Source organism: Flavobacterium sp. DSP2-3-1 (genome assembly GCF_049896865.1).
Taxonomy (GTDB): domain Bacteria; phylum Bacteroidota; class Bacteroidia; order Flavobacteriales; family Flavobacteriaceae; genus Flavobacterium.
The window spans coordinates 80036-104756 of record NZ_JAFCVD010000008.1; the positions used below are offsets into that span (position 1 = coordinate 80036).

Annotated in this window: 16 protein-coding genes; 14 read left to right on the forward strand and 2 right to left on the reverse strand. The window is 34.7% G+C overall.

Going from position 1 to position 24721, the window contains the following annotated elements:
• Positions 1-241: 241 nt before the first annotated feature.
• The 13 genes from ACP7AT_RS10615 (at position 242) to ACP7AT_RS10675 (ending at position 19850) form a co-directional block, all read left to right on the forward strand.
• Complete coding sequence (locus ACP7AT_RS10615; protein ID WP_426064294.1) at positions 242-1162, forward strand: hypothetical protein; 921 nt, start codon at positions 242-244, stop codon at positions 1160-1162.
• Positions 1163-1337: 175 nt separating this feature from the next.
• A complete protein-coding gene (locus ACP7AT_RS10620) occupies positions 1338-2390 on the forward strand; it encodes a serine hydrolase domain-containing protein (RefSeq protein ID WP_426064295.1) in 1053 nt (350 codons plus the stop codon).
• Positions 2391-2749: 359 nt separating this feature from the next.
• Positions 2750-3832: an L-dopachrome tautomerase-related protein gene (locus ACP7AT_RS10625; RefSeq protein ID WP_426064296.1), complete on the forward strand. Its 1083-nt coding sequence runs from the start codon at positions 2750-2752 to the stop codon at positions 3830-3832.
• A gap of 434 nt (positions 3833-4266) precedes the next feature.
• A complete protein-coding gene (locus ACP7AT_RS10630; protein ID WP_426064297.1) occupies positions 4267-5136 on the forward strand; it encodes an NmrA family NAD(P)-binding protein in 870 nt (289 codons plus the stop codon).
• 693 nt (positions 5137-5829) lie between these two features.
• Complete coding sequence (locus ACP7AT_RS10635) at positions 5830-6660, forward strand: ice-binding protein (protein ID WP_426064298.1); 831 nt, start codon at positions 5830-5832, stop codon at positions 6658-6660.
• Between the two features lie 540 nt (positions 6661-7200).
• Positions 7201-7629, forward strand: coding sequence for a copper resistance protein NlpE N-terminal domain-containing protein (locus ACP7AT_RS10640; RefSeq protein WP_426064299.1), 429 nt, complete (start codon positions 7201-7203; stop codon positions 7627-7629).
• A 480-nt stretch (positions 7630-8109) separates the two neighbouring features.
• Positions 8110-10401 carry a DNA topoisomerase 3 gene (locus ACP7AT_RS10645; protein ID WP_426064300.1) on the forward strand — a complete coding sequence of 764 codons (2292 nt, stop codon included), beginning with the start codon at positions 8110-8112 and terminating at the stop codon, positions 10399-10401.
• Positions 10402-10646: 245 nt separating this feature from the next.
• Complete coding sequence (locus ACP7AT_RS10650; protein WP_426064301.1) at positions 10647-11126, forward strand: DUF6265 family protein; 480 nt, start codon at positions 10647-10649, stop codon at positions 11124-11126.
• A 224-nt stretch (positions 11127-11350) separates the two neighbouring features.
• Complete coding sequence (locus ACP7AT_RS10655; protein ID WP_426064302.1) at positions 11351-12859, forward strand: ankyrin repeat domain-containing protein; 1509 nt, start codon at positions 11351-11353, stop codon at positions 12857-12859.
• 1 nt (position 12860) lies between these two features.
• Positions 12861-13343, forward strand: a complete 483-nt coding sequence (locus ACP7AT_RS10660; RefSeq protein WP_426064303.1) for a DUF2271 domain-containing protein — start codon at positions 12861-12863, stop codon at positions 13341-13343.
• A gap of 242 nt (positions 13344-13585) precedes the next feature.
• A complete protein-coding gene (locus ACP7AT_RS10665) occupies positions 13586-15784 on the forward strand; it encodes a PepSY domain-containing protein (RefSeq protein WP_426064304.1) in 2199 nt (732 codons plus the stop codon).
• Between the two features lie 218 nt (positions 15785-16002).
• Positions 16003-17016: an FAD:protein FMN transferase gene (locus ACP7AT_RS10670; protein ID WP_426064305.1), complete on the forward strand. Its 1014-nt coding sequence runs from the start codon at positions 16003-16005 to the stop codon at positions 17014-17016.
• A 515-nt stretch (positions 17017-17531) separates the two neighbouring features.
• Positions 17532-19850 carry a TonB-dependent siderophore receptor gene (locus ACP7AT_RS10675; protein WP_426064306.1) on the forward strand — a complete coding sequence of 773 codons (2319 nt, stop codon included), beginning with the start codon at positions 17532-17534 and terminating at the stop codon, positions 19848-19850.
• A 145-nt stretch (positions 19851-19995) separates the two neighbouring features.
• Here ACP7AT_RS10675 and ACP7AT_RS10680 read toward each other — a convergent pair whose 3' ends face one another.
• Positions 19996-22629 carry a valine--tRNA ligase gene (locus ACP7AT_RS10680; protein ID WP_426064307.1) on the reverse strand — a complete coding sequence of 878 codons (2634 nt, stop codon included), beginning with the start codon at positions 22627-22629 and terminating at the stop codon, positions 19996-19998.
• Positions 22630-22845: 216 nt separating this feature from the next.
• On the opposite strand from ACP7AT_RS10680, the gene ACP7AT_RS10685 reads away from it, so the two are divergent.
• Positions 22846-23232 carry a DUF1573 domain-containing protein gene (locus tag ACP7AT_RS10685; protein WP_426064308.1) on the forward strand — a complete coding sequence of 129 codons (387 nt, stop codon included), beginning with the start codon at positions 22846-22848 and terminating at the stop codon, positions 23230-23232.
• A 61-nt stretch (positions 23233-23293) separates the two neighbouring features.
• On the opposite strand, the gene ACP7AT_RS10690 is transcribed toward ACP7AT_RS10685, so the two are convergent.
• Positions 23294-24622 (reverse strand): PDZ domain-containing protein, encoded by a 1329-nt coding sequence (locus tag ACP7AT_RS10690; protein ID WP_426064309.1) that lies wholly within the window; start codon positions 24620-24622, stop codon positions 23294-23296.
• Between the last annotated feature and the right edge of the window lie 99 nt (positions 24623-24721).

Sequence of the window (24721 nt, forward strand, 5' to 3'; positions counted from 1 at the left end):
AACATTGCTAAAAAAAAGAAGTTACTTTTAAAAAGAGATTTAAACTTGATATATTTTATCAGTATTTTCGGTAGAAATTTATATATTTGAAAATAAATATATTCTGATCACTATCAGATGTATCTCTTTAAGTTTGGGATGACAGGTCTTATTTTATCAGACCTATAAACCAGTTGGCAGTAATTTTACCCAAATGACGGAAAATCAACATATATTTAAATATAAAGAACCTTGAAATATTATGCAAAAATTAGACTTTGTAAAAAACCTTGAAATTATAATCGAAAATTTAAAATCAGTAGAGATACTACATCATTTTGAGACTGGTTTTGATAATCCAAATCAAGCTTATAAATATGACAGCATAATTCCATTATTGTTTTCTTCAAAAAGCAACTATGAGAAAATAAAAAATGAAGATAATATTTTTAAAATTCTAGAAATATTCAACTGTGAAGAAATGTATTCTGACTGGAATTTAACGGCCTTAACAAGAAGTCTAACTCATTCACAAGCAGGAAGTGTCTTTGGACATGCAAATAATTTATCTCTATATAATTTTCATAACACATTAGTAAAAACATATAAATTATCTAAAGAATTATTGCTAAATGATCTATTAAATGAAACATATGAAGAATCGTTAGAAGAAGGTGTAAATATTTTTCAAATTGTAATTGAAGAAGAGTCTTTAGAAACTTTTAAATATATAAAAATATTAACTTGTTTAACAGAACTTATTGAGACAATAAATAAAATAAATAAAGCTGAAAGTCAAAAATCTGAAATTATCTTATTAGATAGTGGTAGCGATACCAACATAGGAATAAAAACAGGAATTGAAACTGCTAAATCATTATTCTTAATTTTCAAAGAAGTTTGGGATTTCGCAACCAATCATAGACAATATAAAAATGAGCAAAATAATAAAGCACTACTTGAGAGCTTATCAATAAGAGCAGAAATACTAAAAAAAGTTGAAGAAGGAATTATTAGTGAATCTGAAGGAACCGAATATGTTCATCTAATAAAAACAAGAACTGATGACTTAATTGGTATGAAAGTTATGCCTAAATTAATAGTAATAGAAAATAATAAGATTGAAAATAAAAAATTGCTTAAAGAAATGCAAGGAATAAGATTATTATCAAACGGAGAATAAAAACTACTGCCAACCGACATTTTGAGCTAGCTGGAATTTAGTGGAATTACCATTTCGCATCAAGTTTGTCGTTAAACCGAAAATTAAGCGGTTACGAACTTCCAGCCATCTCAAAGTGGCAAAACGTTAGACGACATTTAACCTAAAAACCACACAGACAATAGCAAATCAAATTATGCAATATATTAAACTACTATCCTTACATTTCATAGTTCTATTACTTTTGACAAATATTGTTTTTGCTCAAACGAAACAAATAAAACAAATTGACTCTTTAATGAAATGGTCAAATCAGATTGGAATTTTTAACGGAAATGTACTTGTTTCAAAAAATAATAAAATAATATATAACGCATCATTTGGATTTACAGATGCCACTAAAACTAATAAATTAACCACTGACTACAGATTTAATATTGGTTCAATAACAAAGGAATTCAGTGCGGTTGCTTTAATGCAGTTAAAAGAACAAGGTAAACTGCAACTGAATGATAAGGTTTCTAAATTTATTCCCGAATTACCAAAATGGGCAAATGAAGTTGAAATTAAAGATTTATTACAATACACAAGTGGAATACCTAATGTAAATTGGAAAAGTATTAAAAATGACAAAGATCTTTATGATGGTTTAATACTCATTGACACCCTTGATTTTAAGTCTGGTACAGATTACGATTATAATAACAACAATATATTTTTAAGACAATTTATTGTTGAACGATTAACCAAAATGCCTTTTAAAGCATATGCAGAAAAATTCATTTTCAAGCCTTGTAAAATGGATTCGGCTGAATTGACTCCTTTAAAAGGCGAAGAAAATATAGCCAAAGGATTTAATAATAATTTAGTTCCAGACAAAACAGATTTACCAATAACAGGAGGAACTTACTTGACAACTATTGATTTATTAAAATGGACAAATTGTCTTCACAATGATAAAGTAGTTAGTAAAAAATCACTTTATGAAATAGGACAACAATTTAATTTGCCAGAAACTCAATCAGCATTGGGGCAAGCAAAATTTAAAAACGAAAATTTAATAGAGCATTTACACGATGGAAGAGCTGGAAATCATGAAGCTATTTTAGTTTCAGATATTGATGAAAAGTTTACGATTATTCTATTAGATAATAATTATAATGGAAAAGTTTTTGAAATTTCAGATGCGATTATAGCAATTTTGAAAAACCAAAGATATAACATTCCGAACAAAATAATTAAAAAATAACCCGATCGCTCTGATATGCATAATGGTTAGCGCAGTTTTGCAAACTGTGCCCACAACGGAAGCAAATAAAATAATAGACAAACTGCATGGGATTGCTTCGTTCCTCGCAATGACTCAAACAAAGTGCTCGGAAAGAAACCCGATCACTTCGATGTCTAAAATCATTGCCGTATTTTTGCAAACTGTTTACACAACGAGCAGCAAATAAACCCGATCGCTCGGATATCCACAATCATTAGCGCAGTTTTTGCAAACTATGCTCATAACGAGAATCAACTAAAATAATAGTCTAACTTTGTGGCAATGCTTCGTTCCACGCAATTCCTTAATTCAATCGCCCACAAATAAAACCAACTAAAATGAAAAAGATCCTTATTATATTTTCAATATTTACATTATTTATTTCTTGTAAAGAAACAACTAGCAAAAAAGCGGCCGAAGTTAAAAATCAACAAGTTGACAGCACAGCAAATCAAGTGATCGAAGTAGCTGCGTTCAAAGGGCAACAAGTTACTGGAGTCACACTTACTGATGCCGGGCGTATTTTTGTAAACTTTCCGAGATGGAGAAAAGGAGTTGATGATTCCGTCGTGGAAATAACTAATACTACCGTTCAAGAAAGCTATCCGGATGAAAACTGGAATTCTTGGGAGATTGGACAGCCAGTTGTGGCCAATAAATTTGTTGGAGTGCAATCAGTAGTTGCCTTTGAAAACCAATTGTATGTTTTAGACACCAGAAGTCAATTATTCGAAAATGTACTGGATGCGCCTCGTCTTTTTGTTTTTGATCTAACAACTGATAAATTAATTAAAACCTATGTTCTAGATAAAAACAGCTACCACCCTGATTCTTATATCAACGATCTTAGGATAGATAAAAAAACTCAAAAAATCTATCTTACTGATTCTGGAAACTCTGGTATTGTCATTATAGACATTAAATCCGGTCGTTCTAGAAGAGTTTTAGACAATCATAAATCAACAACTGCTGAACAAGGCTTTTTAACATTTGGAGACAAAAAATGGGAAAATACCATTCATTCTGATGGAATAGCACTAGACACTGAAAACGACCGACTTTATTTTCATGCCCTTACAGGATACAGCCTCTATTCAATTGCAACCAATATGCTTAACTCTGAAGATGAAAAAAGCATTGAAGAAAGCGTTCGATTTGAGGCAAAAACCGCCGCACCTGACGGCATGCTATTTGACGACAACGGCAATTTATATTTTGCCGATTTAGAAAATAATAAAATCCAGTATCGAAAACCAGATGGCAGTATTCACACTTTGGTAGAAGGTGATAAAATAAAATGGGCAGATACATTTAGTATCTACAACAACTACTTGTATTTTACTAACTCAAGAATAAATGAGGTTACAGCTGATATTTCAAATTTGACTTTTACTTTAAACAAAATAAAATTAGCCAAATAGTAAAAAAAGTTTCTTAACAAATCCAGCATTTGTACCGAATACAAAGTTTACTGATTTGAAAAAATCGTTTATAGTTTCAATATATGAGATAGAATGGGTTTGATTTTTCGGACCCATTTTTTTTACCCAGATCGCTCGGGTATCCGCAGTAGTTAGCACAGTTTTGCAAACTGTGCCCACAACGAGAAGCAAATAAAATAATAGACAAATTGGATGGGATTGCTTCGTTCAGTACAATGAATTAAACCGATTAATCAACAGCAATTTTTCAATATAGCGGGGTTTGGGTTTAATTTGAAATTGGTTTTGTACTTGCAAAGTCAGTGTTTAATCGAAAGTTTCGGCTCCATCACTCCGCCACATCGCCAAGCTGTGAAACGTTTTAGCCAATTCTAACGACGACACAACAATGACAAACATTTTACATAAATAGTATGACAAAAGTTTTAATTACTGGGGCGACAGGAAATGTTGGGACAGAAGTGATAAAGTCATTGCAAAAAATTGACCATCAGCTTGAAATTTATGCTGGATTTAGAAACTTATATGAAGACAGACTTAAATTATCCAATTACAAGGTAAATTTTTCTCTGTTTGACTTTACCGATGTTGAGACATACAAAACCGCTTTGGACGGCTGTGAAATCCTTTTTTTATTAAGACCGCCACAAATTTCAGAAGTAGAAAAATATTTTAAACCTCTCGTTGACACTTGTAAAAAAAACGGAGTTAAACATATTGTATTCTTATCAGTTCAGGGCGTTGAGAAAAGTAAAATGATACCCCACCACAAAATTGAGAAACTAATTGTTGACAGCAAAATACCATACACGTTCCTACGACCTGCTTATTTTATGCAAAACTTTACTACTACTTTGCATGACGACTTAGTGAATAAAAAAAGAATTTATCTACCTGCTGGTAACGCAAAATTTACGCTAGTTGACGTTCGTGACATTGGTGCAGTTTCTGCAACTATCTTGACAAACATATCGAAGCATATCAATAAATCGTATGAATTAACATGTAAAGTAAAGTTGACGTTTTTGGAAATGGCAAGAATATTAAGTGACATTTTAGGAATTGAAATTCAATATATATCGCCAAACCTCATAAGTTTCTTCCTGACAAAAAGAAAAGAAAAAACACCAACGATGTTTATTCTTGTGATGATTATGCTTCACTATTTCCCAAGATTTCAAAAAGAACCTGAGACTACGAACTGGGTCGAGAAAATCACCAACAGACAACCAACAACATTTGAACAATTTATAAATGACAATAAAAAAGCACTTACCGAATGACAATAAGCTCCCGATCGCTCAGATATCCACAGTCGTTAACGAAGTTTTGCAAACTGTGCCCACAACGAGAAGCAAATAAAATAATAGACCAGCTGAATGGGATGCTTTTGGACTTAAACGTGATATTACCGAAAGCGGAAAAATAGCGTTCGAAGCGCTTCAGGCCGAAATATATGATAGTATTCCAGTGGATTTGCGAATGTCTGTAAAAAGTGGATTTGAAGTTACAAAATATATTGTTAAAACAATAAAATCAAGAATTCTTGTTATTGCCTTAACTGCTGATTTTACTTAAGTGGGTTTGAAAAAATACAAATCAAAAGCAATAAAAAATTGTATTTCAAAACCTGTTGATGAAACACCATTGTATGGCAAGATTATTGGCCTTTTACATAAAGTACAAGTGGTAAAATAAATTTAATTTTTTGGTATCAAAAAATAAATAAGGAAATGTAGTAATTAGTTATTTTAGGAAAACTAAGCTTACAATAATTACCACTATTTAACCCTATTGTAAACTACTCATTTATAGTACATGTTGGTAATTTTTAGTTAGCACAAAATACTATGATATCTAAAAAACTTTCCAAAACGACAATCTTATAACTAAATACTACAATTTCATAACTTATTCTATAGTAATATCTTTACATTTATCGAGTGTCAAATAAGTCACAAAGTAAATAAATAGTTATGAAATTAAAAAACACACTATCTACCCTCGCTATGTTATCGGTAGTATTTTTGACCAGTTGTACTAATGATAATGTTGAGAATTCAACTTCTAATTCCTCTGCTGTTGCAAAATCAGATGGTTCAACTTCTACTATATTTGCGGTAAATGAAACTTATAACATACCAACAAAAATTGGTTCACAGAAACCAGTAAATCTTGGCATTGCAGGAGATTTTGCAATTTTATCAAAAACAGGAATTACAAATGTGTATAAATCAGCTATTACGGGTGATATTGGTTCAAGTCCAATAACTGGTGCTGCAGTATTGGTTAGATGTACAGAAGTAGTAGGAACAATATACACCGTTGATGCTGCCGGTCCGCTTCCGTGTAGTGTACCTAATGCTACAAGATTAACAGTTGCTGTTGGAGATATGCAAACCGCTTATACTGATGCAGCAGGACGAATTAACCCTAATTTTCTGAATTTAGGTGCCGGAAATATTGGCGGAAAGACGCTGACACCTGGCTTGTATAAATGGACAACTGCGCTTACTATTCCAACGGATATAACTCTTTCTGGTAATTCAACTGATGTTTTTATTTTCCAAGTAGCAGGTACTCTGAAATTGAGTTCAGCAGTTAGAATGACATTAACAGGAGGAGTACAAGCCAAAAATATTTTTTGGGTAGTTTCCGATGCCGTAACATGTGGAACAACTAGTCATTTTGAAGGAAATATATTAGGAATGACCGGGATCAATTTACAGACTCATGCAACAATAAATGGAAGATTGTTAGCACAAACTGCAGTAACACTGCAAATGAATGACGTAACTAAGCCATAATAATTGTAAGAAATAAAAATAAAAAAAATAGGCTACCCGATTTCGAAAGCCACTGAAAAATATCGCTTTTTTTTGATTAGCGTCATTTTTCAGACAATAAAAAAACGCTTATAACAGGATTTTAAACATCCTTTATAAGCGTTTTTCTTTTTATAACTATTTTTTATTACAAGTTGTATGAGTCTTTTTTTGACTTCTTTAGGTGCATTTTGCATAATGCGGGTGTAGATTGCATTTCTTACATTAGTTTCAGTATTCTTTTTTAGTTGACTGCGAAAATTGCTATTGCTCCCTGCATTTACATAATGGTGAGACCATACGATCTTGCTCCATCATTACCATGTACATTTTTTAACCCGATCGCTCTGGTATCCACAATTGTTAGCGCAGTTTTACAAACTGTGCCCACAACGAAAAGCAAATAAAATAATAGACGAACTGGATGGAATTGCTTCGTTTTTCGCGATGACTTAATCCAATTGCTCACAAATAAACGCAAAAGCAACAAAAAAATACTAACACATTAAACAAACCAAACCAATGAAATTACTACTTACCACTTTACTTTTAATATTCAACCTGACAGTATTCGCGCAATCGAATGCATTTGCTGGCGATTACAATCGCACCTTTAACAAAGAAGCAGATCATTTAATTGAATACAAATTAACCTTAAATCAAGATGGAACATTCCTATTTCATTCCTATTCTAAAATTAAAAACGGAGTTCCACCTGAAGTAAATAGATATGGAAAAGGAAAATGGACTGCGAAAGACAATGTGATTACTTTTTCTTCGAACAAACAAGAAGACTTTGATGTAAAAAATACGTTGGATTTCAATAAATCCAAGGCGAGATTTGTAACTAAAAATCCCAGAGATAAGAGTGACCGAATCATCAAGACCAGACTTACTTTTGTTGAGTCAGAAATTCCGTGGATACAAAGACTGGATGTTTTCAAAATATAACTACGGATTATAACTTTGGTGTATAATTCCATTTCTTGGCGTTCACCACAAAAATGATAAAGTAAAAGAACTGATAAACTGAATGCGATTACTTCGTTCCTCGAAATAATTTCTCTAGTTTAACGCAAGCTTCCCGCTCATGAAAATAAACGGATTTAAATACATTATTGATTGAAATTCGGTTTAGCGGGACGTTCGCGCGAATCTTTACTAAAAAAATATTTCTTTCGTTATTATAAAAATAAAACGTAGTTGATAGCCCTGATGGAAGCAGCATCTCCCGATTTAGAAAAACAAGGCTTTTTCAGCCGTAGATTTTATTAATCGGGAATACAGCGGACAGCAGGACGGTTCGTTATTGAAAACACCATTCGTTCTGCTCCTAAAAAAATACAACTTACCCGTTCATAACTCCTACCACTTTCTTTTTAATACCAATTTCTAAATTCCTAATTTGCGCTCTTAAATTAGAAAGAGAAAATGAAGGTCTGTATTGCCGAAAAACCGAGTGTAGCGCGCGAAATCGCATCCGTTTTGGGAGCTAATACCAAGCACGACGGGTATTACGAAGGCAATGGCTATCAGGTAACGTATACTTTTGGGCATTTATGTACGTTAAAAGAACCGAACGATTACAAACCCCACTGGAAAAGTTGGGATTTGAATAACCTGCCCATGCTGCCCGACAAATTTGAAACCAAAGTGGTCGAAAATTCGGGAATCCAAAAGCAATTCCGAATCATAAAAAGCCTGTTTGACAAAGCTGAGTTGGTAATCAACTGCGGGGATGCCGGGCAAGAAGGAGAACTCATTCAGCGCTGGGTGATGAACGAAGCCAATTATAAAGGCGAAGTACAACGCTTATGGATTTCATCCCTTACCACCGAGGCTATAAAAGAAGGTTTTGAGAACTTGAAACCATCCGCCAACTACGATAACTTGTACTATGCCGGATTTTCCAGAGCCATTGGCGACTGGTTACTCGGTATGAATGCCACGCGTTTGTACACCGTAAAACACGGCGGATACAAGCAAGTTTTATCTATTGGAAGGGTGCAAACCCCTACTCTTGCCATGGTCGTGGACCGATTCAAAGAAATTGAGAATTTCAAGCCGCAACCCTATTGGGAGTTGCAAACCTTGTATAGAGAGACGCTGTTCAGCTATGAGGAAGGACGTTTTTTGAAAAAAGAAGATGGCGAAATCCTAGCCAACAAAGTCAAGGAAAGCGAGTTCGAAATTGTCTCTGTCGAAAAAAAGAACGGCAATGAATTTGCACCAAAACTCTTTGATTTAACAGGCTTACAAGTGTATTGCAATACGAAATTTGGCTTTACCGCAGATGAAACACTTAAAATTGTACAGACTTTATACGAACAAAAAGTAGTCACGTATCCTAGAGTCGATACCACGTTTTTGCCAAACGATATCTATCCAAAAGTTCCCGGCATACTAAAAAACTTAACCAATTATGCCTCGTTGACGCAACCGCTTTTGGAAAAAAAAATTAAAAAATCAACCAAGGTTTTCAATGATAAAAAAGTTACGGATCACCACGCGATTATTCCAACGGGGATTCAAAGCAATTTGCAATACAATCAGCAACAAGTGTATGACATAATTACCAAGCGTTTTATTGCCGTGTTTTACGACGATTGTTTGGTAGCCAATACCACAGTAATCGGGAAAGCAGCCGATGTAACTTTCAAAACGACGGGAAAAGAAATCCTAAAAAAAGGTTTTCGAATAGTTTTTGAAGACCCAAACGCAAAAGAAAAAGAAGCTGATATATTACCCAGTTTTATTGTAGGCGAAAAAGGTCCACACGAACCCTCGTTTTTAGAAAAGGAAACCAAGCCGCCGAATCAGTTTACGGAAGCTACCTTATTGCGCGCAATGGAAACCGCGGGCAAACAAGTGGATGATGAAGATTTACGCGAACTAATGAAAGAAAACGGTATCGGACGTCCATCCACACGAGCCAATATTATTGAAACGCTGTTTAAACGCCAATACATCATTCGAAACAAAAAACAAGTATTGCCAACACCTACAGGAATTCAATTGATTGATACCATTCAAAATGATTTGGTAAAGTCGCCTGAACTCACGGGTTCTTGGGAAAAGCAATTGAAAGATATTGAAAAAGGAACCTTTACCGCCGGTTCGTTTATCAATAATATGAAACGAATGGTGGAAACTTTGGTGTATGAAGTACGCAGTGAAACCAGACGCGCGAATATTTCGCATGCAGGAAGTATCCAAAAAGAGGTAGGTAAAGTAGAGAAAAAGAAAGCAGTCGGAATTTTGGCGGAAGCCTGTCCAAAATGTAAAAAAGGGACACTAATAAAAGGAAAATCTTCGTATGGATGTTCCGATTATAAAGTAGGTTGCACCTTTTTATTGCCTTATACGTTTGCAGAGAAAAAAATATCCGAGAATCAATATTTGCGGTTGCTTCAAAAAGGTTCTACCGTAAACCTGAAAGACTTTAAAACAGATGCTGGTACTCTGGAAGGTTTGCTTCGTTTTGACGAAAATTTCAAACTCAAATTAGAACCAAAGAAAACTTTGGCTAAAGCCAATCCGGACGAATTAGCCTGTCCGAAATGTAAAAAAGGAACGGTTCTGAAAGGAAAAACTGCTTATGGTTGTAGTCATTATAAATTGGGATGTGATTTTAAAGTCACTTTTGATACGGTGAGAACCCAACTTAAAGATCAAAAACCCACCAAAGAATTGGTATACACTATTTTGAAAAAATGTGTATAATACCGAAATAGGTAAACTTCATTATCATTTACTGTCACGAATTTCAGGAATTATAACGAATTACATTCGTTTTAAAGGCGAATTTGTGAAATTTAAACAGATAATTTTTCGTGCAAATTTGTGTAAGCGTGGCCATGTTTTTTTTAAAGCGTTAGCTGTAATATTCCAGAACCAAAAATAAAATACACCTATTCTATTTTTTCATAATTTAGCTTAATCTAATTAAATACGAAAAATCTAAACTTATGTTTCAAAAAACGACTCTTGCACTGCTTTTGTTAGCCTTTGTTTCCTGTAAAAATTCGGATGCAAATGAAAAAGAAAAAATCAAAGCCGCAAATTGGCTTTTGGGAAATTGGGAAAGTAAATCAGTTGAAGGCAATCTAACCGAAACTTGGGAAAAAGTAAACGACAGTACGTTTCAAGGGCAGTCATACTTCATCAAAGAAAAAGATACCTTGCATTTTGAATCGATAACCTTGCAACAAAAAGGAGATAAGTTAACGTATTCCGCTGCCGTTAAAGGACAAAATAACGACAAAGCGGTTACTTTCAAATTAACAACCGGAACAGAAAAGCAAATGGTTTTTGAAAACCCAAAACACGATTATCCGAAAAAAATCATTTATACCCAAATTACAAAAGACAGTCTAGTGGCTAATATTTCAGGAATTCAACAAGGAAAACCTAGTTCAGAACAGTTTTCGATGAAAAAAATCAAATAAACTACAATAGACATAACGTGACTAAAAACTTTACAGATAAATACGTAGATTTAAGTAGTACTACAAACTGAATTTTAGCACTCTATCTAAAAATACTCTAATGCTATTCATATTTATTCTAAATAATTTTTGTATTATTTAAATGGGTTGTATATTTGCGTCAATTTATTCTTATTTATTCTAAATAAGATGTTACAAAAAAGATCAATCCTAATAATATACGTATGAAAAAGAATCTTTTTATTTCTTTTGTCTTAGCCACTACTTTGTTTATGAATGCGCAACAAAAAAATACACTTTTGGAGCAGTCATTCTGGAAAACACATCCGGATGTAAATACAGTTAAAGCGGAAATAGCAAAAGGAAACAGCCCGTCAGCATCAACCGCCAATGCTTTTGATGTAACAGTTATGGCTATCAACAATGATGCTCCTGTGACTACAATTAAATTCTTACTGGAACAACCCGGGAATGAAGTCAATAAATCAACACACGACAATCGTATTTATTTACACTGGGCAGCAAATAAAGGAAATGCAGCAATCGTAGAATATCTAATAGCCAAAGGTTCCGATATTAACCTAGAAGACAGTCAAGGCTATACACCAATTACATTTGCAGCTACGAATGGTCAAAACAATATTGCTGTTTTTGAAGCATTATTTAAAGCCGGAATAAACCCGAACAAGAAATATAAAGACGGTGTAAACCTATTGCTGTTGGCGATACCGTCGGACAAAAGTCTGACACTTTCTAACTATTTTATTACTAAAGGAATGTCTCTTGCTGCTGTTGATGACGATGGTAATACCACCTTTAATTATGCGGCGAGAACAGGAAATATTACCCTTCTAAAAACACTATTAGAAAAAGGAGTAAAATACAATGATAATGCATTAATTATTGCCGCGCAAGGTTCCCGTAGAGACGCAAATACTCTTGAAACCTATAAATATTTGGTAGAGGAATTAAAAATAAATCCTACAGTAATCTGCAAAACAGGTGAGACAGTACTTCATTTTCTTGCAGGTAAATCCAAACAAAACGAAATCATCAATTACTTTTTAGCCAAAGGAGTAGATCCCAACAAAGCTGATAACGACGGAAATACAGCATTAATGGCTACTGCTGCATCCAGAGAAATCGCTGCAATGGAACTGTTATTACCAATTGTAAAAAACAACAATTTGCAAAATATTAAAGGAGAATCGGCATTAACGATGGCGGTGAAGTCAGGAACCCCTGAAGCAGTGGCACTTCTTTTGAACAAAAGTGCTGCGGTAAATGTTTTAGATAAAGACGAAAACAATTTGGGATACTACTTAATACAATCCTACAGACCAATGAGTCGTGGCCCAGAAGTGGCAAATGGACCACCACAAGATCCTTTTGACGCTAAAATAAAATTGCTGCAAGACCAAGGATTCAACTTAGTCGCTCCTCAAAAAGACGGAAGTACGCTTTACCACTTTGCTATCGCCAAAAACGATTTGGCATTATTAAAGAAAATCACCAATTTGAACATTGATGTAAATGCAAAAAATAAAGATGGTTTAACTGCGTTGCACAAAGCAGCCATGATTGCTAAAGACGATGCTATCTTAAAATACCTAGTGTCTATTGGTGCCAAAAAAGAAATCACCACTGATTTTGACGAAAGCGCCTACGCCTTAGCAAAAGAAAATGAGTCTTTAACAAAAAACAACGTTTCTCTAGAATTTTTAAAACAATAGTATGCAATCAATATTAAAATTAGGTGTAACAGCTTTGCTATTATCCTTATTATCTTTTCAGGCCTCCGCACAAACCAGTAAATACAAATGCATGCTGCAAATGTCAAACTACATGGGAGAAGGCGCTTATATTGTAGTTTCACTTATAAACGCTAAAGGCGATTATGTAAAAACGTTATATGTAATGGGTGATGATAAAAAATGGTACAAAACCCTTAAAGAGTGGCACAAATTTTACGCTAAAAAACCAGAAAACATCAGCGCCAAAACCGGAGCTTCTGTAACTGGTGGTGACCGAAGCATCACAACAATAGAAATTGAAGATGCTAAAATCAATAAAGGATTTAAATTACGATTTGAAACAGCAGTAGAAGATCATAAATATAATACCGCTGATTTAGAAATTCCACTCACAACTGAAGGAATTGCTGCAAAAACTGAAGGTAAAGGTTACATTCGCTACGTAAGATTAAATAAAATCTAAAAAACAGCTATTGTTTGCTAAAGGTAGTTTGGGCGTGACCCTCTCTAAAAAAGGTCGGGTCGGGTCTTCCGTTCCCGCTTTTTTTATAAAGACAAAAAAGCCTTTATAAAAAAGAGCTCCACTTCAACCCCTCACGCAAGCGCAGCGGTAAAGCAACCAAAAATATTTAAACAACATTTTTATCCAGTTTCAACTCCCTCCCTCCGGGGAGGGTTGGGGTGGGGAAACATACAACTTTAAAAATGACTCTTTCTTTTTGGCGTTACTTACATTTGGCTTTGGCTGTATTTTCTGCTGCATTTTTAGTGTTGGCGTCCGCAACTGGTGTCATACTTGCCGTAGATGCCATACAGGAGAAAACACCGCCATACAAAGTAGAAAATTTTGAAAAAATAACACTCGAAGAAACTTTACCAGCACTAAAAAAAGCGTATCCTGAAATAACGGAATTGAATGTTGACCACAATCACTTTGTGACGCTGCAAGGTATTGACTGGAAAGACAATGATGTTAATGCTTACATCGACCCAACAACTGGAAAAATACTAGGAGAACCCATCAAAAAAAGTGAGTTTATCCAATGGACAACAGCGCTCCATCGTTCTTTATTCCTTAAAGAAACCGGCCGTTTTTTTGTTGGTTTTATTGCCTTTTTGTTAGCATTGATTTCCATTTCGGGTTTTGTTTTGATACTCAACCGTCAAAGAAGTCTTCGCAGTTTATTTTCTAAAATTGTAAAGGAAAATTTTGTACAATATTACCATATTTTTTTAGGTCGATTATCACTGATTCCAATTCTGATAATTGCACTTTCGGGTACGTATTTAACCTTGGAAAAGTTTAATTTTTTCCTCGAAAAAACAGATTTAGAAGAAAAAACCGGAATAGCAACAATTACGTCTATTTCAAAAAAAGAAACTACTATTTCAGTTTTTAAAAACACGCTTCTGGCTGATGTTAAAAAAATTGAATTCCCTTTTTCAGATGATCCTGAGGAATATTATAGCATTACATTGCATGACCGAAATATAGAAGTCAACCAAATTACTGGCGCAATAGCGCGTGAAATTCCTTTTCCGTTGCAAACTTTAGTGTCAGACTTGAGTCTTAATTTGCATACCGGTCGCGGCAGCATTTTATGGGCGATAATTTTATCAATAGCGAGTTTAAACATTTTATTTTTTATCTACTCCGGTTTTGCCATGACGCTAAAACGAAGAGCGAGCCGAATTAAAAATAAATACAAAGCTGAAGACAGCACATTCATTTTACTGGTAGGTTCCGAAAATGGAAGTACGTTACTTTTTGCCAATGCCATTCAGAAACAATTGCTTGCCAACGGAAAAAAAGTTTTTCTTACCGAAATAAATAATTATTCAGTCTATCCAAAAGCAGAACATCTTATCGTATTTACTTCAACCCACGGACTGGGCGATGCGCCTTCTAATGCGGGTAAATTTATAGCACTGGTCAATAAAACTGAACAAAATCAAAAAATCAATTTTGCGGTCGTTGGTTTTGGGTCGAAAGCGTATCCTGATTTTTGCGGTTTTGCCCGTGAAATTGATACCGTTTTGGAAAAACAAAATTGGACTGAACGCTTATTAAAATTACAAACCGTAAATGACAAATCAGCGGAAGAATTTGTAAAGTGGATTAAATTATGGAGTGCCAAAACAGGAATTCCACTTTCGGCAACTCCATCTTTATATAGTAAAGTTCCAAAAGATTTGCAAAAGCTGACCGTACTTGATAAAACTGCCATTTCTGATACGGAACATACTTTTTTACTTACATTACGTTCTAATAAGAATGCTAAATTTACTTCTGGGGATTTACTGGCTATTTATCCTTCAAACGACAATCAAGAACGTCTCTACTCTATTGGAAATCATAACGGCAACATACAATTAGTGGTAAAGCTGCATCCTTCTGGTTTGGGTTCAGGCTATTTATATGGCGTTAAAAAGGGATCTGTTTTCAAGGCACGAATTATTAAAAATCTATCATTTCACTTCCCGAAAAAAGCATCTAAAGTAGCACTGATTTCAAATGGAACCGGCATTGCTCCTTTTCTGGGAATGATAGAACAAAATAAGAAAAAAATTGAAATTCATTTGTATTGTGGCTTTCGAAAAGCAACTGAAACTGTAATAGTATATGAAAAATTTGCTGCTGAAATGATTCAAAAACAGCAACTTAAAAGTTTTCATGTGGCGTTATCCCGCGAAGTAAACCATCACTATGTAATGGATCTAATCAAACGAGATGCTGATTTTTTTATGGATTTACTGTCACAGGGAGGCGTTGTAATGATTTGCGGTTCTCTTGCGATGCAAAAGGACGTGGAAGCGGCTCTTGATGCACTCTGTCTTGCGAAAGCAACTTTGAGAATTGCAGATTATAAGGCTAATAGACAAGTGCTGACGGATTGTTATTAAATCCTCTCCCCAGCCTTCTTGAAAGGAAAGGGAGCCGAAACTAAATTGAATTTACAATAACTACTGCCGTTTTTGTAGAATTGCTCCGCGTGAGTGATGGCAGTGAAGCTCTTTTTTTGAGAGGCTTTTTTCAGCCACTCAAAAAAAAGCGGGAACGTACAGCACGACCCGAAGTTTTTACGCAGGGTCACGCCCAAATAATTTTAACATTGAATTTTATGTCTAGAAAATACTTCTTTTTGCTGATTGCGATACTTTTTTTGAGTCAAGGAAGTCATGCACAAATCGGACGAAAAAGAACCACCTTACTTATGGGCGGTCGATTTGACATTACCATTGTAGCGAAGGATTCATTGTCAGCAGAACAAAACATAGATGCTGTTATTGCAGAAATTACACGAATCGAAAATTTGATTTCCGACTGGAAACCGGACTCGCAGGTAGCAGAAGTGAACCAAAATGCGGGTATTCGGCCGGTGAAAGTGGACAGGGAAGTTTTTGAATTGACGCAAAGAGCGATTCGGTTTTCTGAAGTGACTAATGGCGGTTTTGACATCAGCTTTGCGGCAATGGATAAAATCTGGAAGTTCGACGGCTCCATGACTGAGATGCCTTCGGCGGAAGCCATTCAAAAATCGGTTGAAAAAGTAGGCTACAAAAATATAATTTTGGATAGCGTCCAATCCACCATTTTTCTAAAACTAAAAGGGATGAAAATTGGATTTGGCGCATTAGGAGAAGGATATGCTACCGATAAATGCCGGGATATGATGCTTGCAAAAGGCATTCAAGCCGGAATTATAAACGGATCAGGAGATATGAGCACTTGGGGAAAACAGCCTAATGGAAAAGCTTGGAATATCGGTATTACGAATCCTTTTCATCCTGAAACAATTTTAGCTGTTGTACCATTAGAACAAGATGCCGTAACGACATCAGGCAGCTACGAAAAATTTGTTGTTTTTGACGGAAGACGCTATTCACATATCATCAATCCAGCAACGGGATATCCCGCTACAGGCTTATGCAGTGTGACGGTTTTTGGTCCAAATGCTGAAATGGCAAACGGTTTAAGCACTTCATTGATGGTTTTAGGGAAAACAACAGGACTGCTTTTGCTCAACAAATACCCTAATTATAGGTGCGTCATGATTACAGATAATGGAAAAGTAGTGAAATCAAAAAACTTCCGAATCAAGAAATTTAAGACCAAGTTCTTAGAAATTAAATAGTGTACTACAAAGCATAAGTACCACATCCAATTGTGTATGAAAAATAATTTTTACTCATAAACCATTCCTGATTATTTACCCAGACTATTTAAATTCAAAAAATAATTCTCTAAAAAATCGATTCTTTTGTCGCTTTATTTTTGATCATTTTCATTTTAAGCTTTACTATTTAAATAACCTAAACTCTTTATTAGTTTAGCTTTTATGTTACTTATTGGATTTGTTCCTCGGCACTACTTATCGTTCGAATTTGTCTTAACATAAATTAACATAAGACATTTGCAGCTCTTTCAGACACAATTAACCGCAGGCACAACCGTCAAATATTACTTTTAAGGTTTAAAAAATGAATTTTATTAAGAATTATTTAATTTTTTAAAAATATAAATACCTACAAAACAACACCTTAAAATTAAATATAAATATTATTCATATTTAATCTAAATAAGTTTTGCAAAACCACACTTGGGTTTTATATTTGCATTATTATTTTTAATTATTCCAAATAAACAATCATGAAATATATTTTCCTTCCCACATTAACCCTTTTATTTAGTCTATCGTGTTTTGCGCAAGAATCAGTAAATGCATCTGAAGATAAAAATTTTGATGACCCTTTCGAATCAATAACGGATACGATAAAAAACAAAAAAGGTGGAATTCTTAAAGAAGTTATTGTTACGGCCAACAAAGAGAAAAAGGTAGTTTCAGCATTAAGATCAGGATTAAAACCAATGGACACTCCGCAAAGTGTTCAGGTTATTGGAGCTGAAATAATCGAGCAACAGCAAGCCATTCGTCTAAGTGAAGTTATCAAAAATGCTAATGGTATTTATGTAGGTTCCGCACGTGGTGGCGCTCAGGAATCGTTTTTCTCAAGAGGGTATGATATGTCAGCCAACAATATGTTTAAAAATGGTTTCCGTTATAATGCAGGTTCTATTCCGGAAGTTTCAGGTTTAGAGAAAGTGGAGTTTCTTAAAGGTGGTTCTGCCTTATTGTACGGAAACGTTGCTCCGGGTGGAATTTTAAATTTGGTAACAAAAACGCCTTCTTTCAAAAGTGGTGGAGAAATTACAATGCAAGCAGGGAGTTATTCCTACTATAAACCATCGATTGATTTCTACGGACCTTTAAATAAACATATCGCTTATCGATTTAATGCGTCGTACGAAAACTCAGGAAGCTTTAGAGATTATGTCAAAAATGAGCGTATTTATATAAATCCTTCATTTCTTTTTAAAGTAAGCGATAAAACTCAAATTACGTTACAAGGTGACTATCTAAGTGCCGATTGGACACCTGATTTTGGGACTGGAATAATTGGTAAAACAATTTTAGATTTGCCCCGAAACACGTATTATGGAGCGCTTTGGTCAACAGGTAAAACAAAATCATCCAGTGCTTCAGTATTGGTCAATCATGATTTCAACAACAACTGGAAATTAAGTTTTAATTCTTCTTTTCAGTCTTACAACAGAACTCAAAAATCGACTGCACAGTTAAACTCGATTGACGCCAATGGAAATTGGAAACGTGGCTTGACACAAGCTGATGCTTCTGAAAAAATATTTGGAGATCAATTGAATTTACAAGGAACCTTCAACACTGGAAGCATCAAACACCAAATATTTACAGGAGTTGATTATGAAAATTCTATGGCACCAAGTTATACTTTTGGCTTCTATGCCAATCCAAATGGTACGAAGGCTTTAACCACTGAAGCAACTGCCATAAATCTATTCAATTACGATTATAGCACACAAAGCCTCACCTCGCCATATTCAACTAGAAGAACCCAACTGGCTACTACAGATACACAACGTTTTGGAGTATATGCGCAAGATTTAATTTCGATCACTGATTATGTTAAGGTTTTGGCCGGACTGCGTTGGTCATGGCAAGAAAGTGAGGTCGCAACCTCCAAAGAAGTGATAGGGAAAGTGAATGGAGTTGACACCATTACAGCAACTCTTGAAAATGCAACCGCTACAACTGGAACTAAAAACTTAAACAGAGCCTATTCCCCAAAAGCGGGACTGGTAATTCAACCAAATAAAGATTTGTCTTTGTTCGCCAGTTACTCGAACTCATTTACTCCTAACAGCGGAACAACGGTAGATTTGCAACCGTTAAATCCTTCTATAATAGATCAATTCGAGGTGGGTATCAAAAAAGATTTTTGGAAAGGTATTTTAAGCACCAATGTAACAGCATATCAAATCTCAAACAATAATTTAGCTCAAACTGTTTTGTTTGCGGCTGACGGTGTAACACCTAATGTAAATACGAACTTAAAAGAACTGGTAGGGGGAACAAAAGGAAAAGGAATTGAAATAGATGTTACTGCAAAACCAACACTAGGTTTGAACATCATTGCCGGATATAGCTTTAACGAAACCAAAATTTCTAAATCTTCAGGGACAAGCGGAAGTCTTGTAATAGGGGATATTTTAGCAAGAACACCAAAACATACAGCCAATTTGAGTTTTTTCTACAAATTGCCTGGTGGGCCACTGAAAGGGCTTACTTTTGGAGCCATCGGGAACTATATTGGTGACCGAACAGGAGGTTGGAATGACCGTTATGTATGGACAGAAAACAAACCAGTAACTGCTCCAAAAACATATACTGTGACTATTGAAGACCGTGACATTCCATTAAAAGGGTATACAACAATTGATGTTTCTGCAGGTTATGAATGGAAGAAATTCTCCATCTTGTGCAAACTATCTAATGTGACAAATGAGTTGAATTACACCTTACACGAAAATTACAGTGTAAATCCAATCGCTCCACGTCAAGTATTGACAAGCTTGAAATATAAATTCTAAAACCTTACTTAGGTTGTATTTTATCCAAAGTTTTTCTGTCCCTTTCATTTTTTTGATAAGCAGAAAAAGTTTTGAATTTTTTAATAAAAAAATCCCATCTCCTTTTGACCGGAAATGGGATTCTATATTTTAGAAGAATTTGAAGTTATTTCAAACCCGCCAAACTGTGTTCGATAGTTTCAATTTTTGCCAAAGCGTCGGCTTCTTTTTGTCTTTCGTTTGCCAATACTTTCTCTGGCGCACCAGCCACAAATTTCTCATTTGCCAGTTTGTTTTGAACCGATTTCAAGAAACCTTGCGTGTACTCCAACTCTGTCGTAAGTTTAGCAATCTCAGCTTTTATATCAATGTTTCCGGTTATTGGAATGAAATATTCATTTGATTTTACACGGAAAGATAATGCTCCGTCCACTTTATCTGAAACATATTCTAATGAAGTAATATTCCCTAATTTGGTTACTACCGAATCAAAATAAGTGGAAGCTTTGTCATTATTTACTACTTTCAGTTCGATTGTATCTTTGAAAGGAATATTTTTATCTTTACGAATTGTTCTGATCCCAGAAATCACTTCAATTGTATTCTCAAAATCAGCAATTAAACTGGCGTTGAACGGTTTCATTTCCGGCCAAGTTGAAACGATTAATGCTTCTTCTATAGTTCTTTGATCAAGAATTTGCCATATTTCCTCTGTCAAGAACGGCATAAACGGATGCAATAATTTCAAGTTATTTTCCAGCATTGCTATGGCTTTCGCCAAAGTTACGCTGTCAATTGGCTGTTGGTAAGCTGGTTTTATCATTTCAAGAAACCATGAACAGAAATCGTCCCAAACCAATTTATAAATTGCCATCAACGCATCGGAAATTCTATATTTTTCAAAATTATCTTCGATTTCCAAAAGCGTTTGTTGCGATTTGGCTTCATACCATTCAATCGCAACTTTTGATGATTCTGGTTGCGGTATGGCATCCGAAACTTCCCAACCTTTTATTAGTTTAAACGCATTCCAGATTTTATTGGTAAACGCCTTTCCTTGATTGCACAATTCTTCATCAAACATAATATCGTTTCCTGCGGAAGCGCTCAAAAGCAATCCTACTCGAACTCCATCAGCTCCAAATTTTTCGATTAAATCCAACGGATCAGGAGAATTCCCTAATGATTTGGACATTTTACGTCTTTGTTTGTCACGAACCAAACCAGTCAAATATACATTTGTAAATGGTTTTTTGCCTGTGTATTCATAACCTGCGATGATCATTCTCGCTACCCAAAAAAACAAAATATCCGGACCGGTAACTAAATCATTCGTTGGATAATAGTATTTAAAATCTTCACTTTCCGGATCCATGATTCCGCCAAAAACAGACATTGGCCACAGCCAAGAGGAAAACCAAGTATCCAAAGCATCAACGTCTTGTCTTAAATCTTTTGTTTCAAGTTTCAAGTTTAAAGTTTTGGCTTTTGCCAATTCTAAAGCATCTTCTATATTCTCGGCAACCACAAAATCTTCTTTTCCATCACCATAGAAATACGCAGGTATTTGTTGTCCCCACCACAATTGACGCGAGATATTCCAATCGCGAATGTTGTTCAACCAGTGTGCGTACGTATTATTAAAACGAGCAGGATGCAATTTGATTTCACCATCTTCTAATACCGATTTAATAGCAGGTTTTACCAAATCTTCCATTTTCAAGAACCATTGGTCTGACAAACGAGGCTCGATAACCGCCTTGGTTCTTTCCGAAGTTCCTACTTTATTCAAGTGAATTTCTGTTTTTGCTAAAGCACCAATTGTTTCTAATTCTTTGGAAATTTCCTCACGAACCACAAAACGGTCTTTTCCTTGGTAATGCAATCCAAAACTATTCAAAGTAGCATCTTCATTGAAAATATCAATAATCTCCAAATTATGCTTTTCTCCCAATACCTTGTCATTCATATCGTGCGCCGGAGTTACTTTCAAACAGCCTGTTCCAAATTCGATATCGACATATTCATCTTCAATAATTGGAATTACCCTTCCGCAAATGGGTACAATCGCTTTTTTGCCTTTCAAATGAGCAAATCGTTCGTCATTTGGATTAATACAAATTGCAGTATCTCCAAAAATAGTTTCCGGACGTGTGGTTGCAATCGTCAGGAAATCTTCACTTCCTTCGATTTTATATTTTAAGAAATATAATTTTCCTTGTTGTTCTTCATAAATTACTTCTTCATCAGACAAAGTCGTTTTGGCTTCGGGATCCCAGTTTACCATTCGGTACCCTCTATAAATCAGTCCTTTGTTGTATAAATCTACAAAAGAACGAATCACCGACGCTGACATATCAGGATCCATCGTAAACTTGGTTCGTTCCCAGTCACAAGAAGCTCCCAGCTTTTTTAATTGATCCAAAATTACACCACCATATTTATCCGTCCATTCCCAGGCATGCGCCAAGAATTCTTCGCGAGTCAAATCATTTTTATTAATTCCTTCCGCTTTTAATTTGGCAACCACTTTTGCTTCAGTTGCAATTGAGGCGTGATCCGTTCCCGGAACCCAGCATGCGTTGAAACCTTTAAGACGCGCTCTTCTAATTAACACATCTTGAATCGTATTGTTTAACATGTGCCCCATGTGCAAAACTCCAGTCACATTTGGTGGCGGAATCACAATGGTATATGGTTTTCTGTGATCTGGCTCCGAATGAAAATAATTATTTTTCATCCAGTAGTCGTACCACTTATTTTCAATAGTTTTAGCGTCAAATTGTGCAGGAATTGTCATTTTATCGTGGATTCGTTTACTCGTTAAATTCAAGTGTTTGTTGCCTATGTTAAACTGATAACAAAAGCAACAGGTACATTTTATATTTTGGTCTAATATTTGTAATTAAATTGCGGAACAAAAGTAAATAATTAAGTAGATTATAAAAAGAGAAATAAAAATTTGTGCATTAATTAAAAGAAACTAATTTTACTAAATGATTTTAAATAAATGAAAATGAAAAAAACTTTAATTTTATTCGCATTCGCATTGATCAGCAGCATCGGTTTTGCTCAAAATGGCCCTAAAATTGAGTTTGCCGCGAAAGACAACACGATTGATTACGGAAAAGTTACCAAGAATGAAAATGGCTCTCGTGATTTTATTTTTACAAATACAGGTAATGCTCCATTAATTATTACTAATGTACTGTCTACTTGTGGTTGCACGGTTCCTACAAAACCTGATGAACCAATTATGCCTGGAAAAACAGGGAAAATAACTGTAAAATACAACATGGCTCCTGGACCCATCAGAAAAACAATAACAGTTGAGTCAAATGCAGTGAATTACGAAGCTGGTAGAGTTGCTCTGAAAATAAAAGGAGAAGTGATTTCCAATTAATTTTAGACTTAATAATAAATTAAAAACGCTTTTGGATAATTTTTCCAAAAGCGTTTTATAGTCATAAGATATCGTCCAGCTTAAACCGAAACTTTAAAATTTGGCTTTCCCGTTCAATCTCAATATCAATCCACTTATCCTCTACCGACTTAAAAAGAAAATTGATTTCTTGCAAAGAATATTGATAAGGAATGTTGTTATTAATTTTTATAATAATATCTCCTTTTTGCAATCCTACTTTTGCCGCGGGCGAATTCTTCCTAACGTTAGCTATTTCATAAATAGGTTTCAATTGAAATTTATATTTAAAATCAGTAGTTACACTAACCCCGCCGGATTCATTATATCTCGTACTTAACGGAACTGTTCCCATGCGCACAGTTTCCTGAACCCACTGCAAACCATTGTGCTGTATTTCAACACCACTTTTATTATAACTAAAAGGAGCTTGATAATCACTGTTTTTTTTGAAATAAAGTTGCTGTTCCCTATAATCAAATATGACCGTAAACCGTCTCATGATTTCGCCACCTACTGACCCCATTCTGTCTGGCACCATAGAAACGTTTCTAATTGAAATGGAGTCTGGAAAAGCCACAACCGGATTATTGAAGATAAAATCCCCCATCTGAAATTTCTCAATTCGGGCTCTTTTGCCTTCAACATCGCCACTAAAACCCCTGCCCAAAAAATCATCAAAATTTTTCTCTGGAACTTTAATCCATTTTGAGCAATCTTGAAACAACCAAATTGCATCGCTGTTACCAATATCAACCAATAATTTAACTGTTACGTCGCGATTACTCTGATAAACGCTGCTTTTTAAATATGGTTTCGAATTTTCGATAGAAATAGGAAGGGAGCTAAATTTTTTAGCCATTTTAACTCTATTTTTAGCCGTGTCTTTGTAAACGACAACTCTTCTTTTTCGGTAATCAATTTTGACTAAATTATTTCTAAAAAACTGGTATCCAATAATACCGTTTACGGGAATACCAATGTGAGATGATAAATTAAAATCAGGGTCTAAAACAATATAAAGCATGTGATTTCTATTCTTTAGACTGCTAAATTCTAAAATATTATTTGTCGATTTCAATCCTTCAACAGCCTCTTGGTTTCCTAATCCTTTTAACAGTATTTTTTCAATATTAAAAAAACGGACTTCTTTTTTATCTTCTAAACTGAACAATATAGTTTCAACTACACCAGTGTCCAGCAAAAAATTTAATTCTATCCCATTCACTTTAATAGGTACAAAAACCAAATTGTTGATTAATTTGAAGGGAACACTTATCTTATTTGCTTCTTTTTCAAACTGGAATCCTTGTTGCGAATAAGCTGAACAAACACAGCAGTATATAAGTAATAAAAAGAGCAGTTTTTTCATTATTTTTTCTTTTCCATAAAATTAATAAATAAATAATATCAAAATGCAGATTTAACAATATATACACCTTTTGATTAGAATAAATTCGGAAAAAAAATT

Coding starts and splice junctions, on each gene's coding strand:
- ACP7AT_RS10670 (WP_426064305.1), top strand. CDS start 16,003: ATGTCTAGAAAATACTTCTTTTTGCTGATTGCGATACTTTTTTTGAGT.
- ACP7AT_RS10680 (WP_426064307.1), bottom strand. CDS start 22,629: ATGACAATTCCTGCACAATTTGACGCTAAAACTATTGAAAATAAGTGG.
- ACP7AT_RS10690 (WP_426064309.1), bottom strand. CDS start 24,622: ATGAAAAAACTGCTCTTTTTATTACTTATATACTGCTGTGTTTGTTCA.
- ACP7AT_RS10655 (WP_426064302.1), top strand. CDS start 11,351: ATGAAAAAGAATCTTTTTATTTCTTTTGTCTTAGCCACTACTTTGTTT.
- ACP7AT_RS10630 (WP_426064297.1), top strand. CDS start 4,267: ATGACAAAAGTTTTAATTACTGGGGCGACAGGAAATGTTGGGACAGAA.
- ACP7AT_RS10635 (WP_426064298.1), top strand. CDS start 5,830: ATGAAATTAAAAAACACACTATCTACCCTCGCTATGTTATCGGTAGTA.
- ACP7AT_RS10660 (WP_426064303.1), top strand. CDS start 12,861: ATGCAATCAATATTAAAATTAGGTGTAACAGCTTTGCTATTATCCTTA.
- ACP7AT_RS10625 (WP_426064296.1), top strand. CDS start 2,750: ATGAAAAAGATCCTTATTATATTTTCAATATTTACATTATTTATTTCT.
- ACP7AT_RS10640 (WP_426064299.1), top strand. CDS start 7,201: ATGAAATTACTACTTACCACTTTACTTTTAATATTCAACCTGACAGTA.
- ACP7AT_RS10675 (WP_426064306.1), top strand. CDS start 17,532: ATGAAATATATTTTCCTTCCCACATTAACCCTTTTATTTAGTCTATCG.
- ACP7AT_RS10615 (WP_426064294.1), top strand. CDS start 242: ATGCAAAAATTAGACTTTGTAAAAAACCTTGAAATTATAATCGAAAAT.
- ACP7AT_RS10665 (WP_426064304.1), top strand. CDS start 13,586: ATGACTCTTTCTTTTTGGCGTTACTTACATTTGGCTTTGGCTGTATTT.
- ACP7AT_RS10685 (WP_426064308.1), top strand. CDS start 22,846: ATGAAAAAAACTTTAATTTTATTCGCATTCGCATTGATCAGCAGCATC.
- ACP7AT_RS10620 (WP_426064295.1), top strand. CDS start 1,338: ATGCAATATATTAAACTACTATCCTTACATTTCATAGTTCTATTACTT.
- ACP7AT_RS10645 (WP_426064300.1), top strand. CDS start 8,110: ATGAAGGTCTGTATTGCCGAAAAACCGAGTGTAGCGCGCGAAATCGCA.
- ACP7AT_RS10650 (WP_426064301.1), top strand. CDS start 10,647: ATGTTTCAAAAAACGACTCTTGCACTGCTTTTGTTAGCCTTTGTTTCC.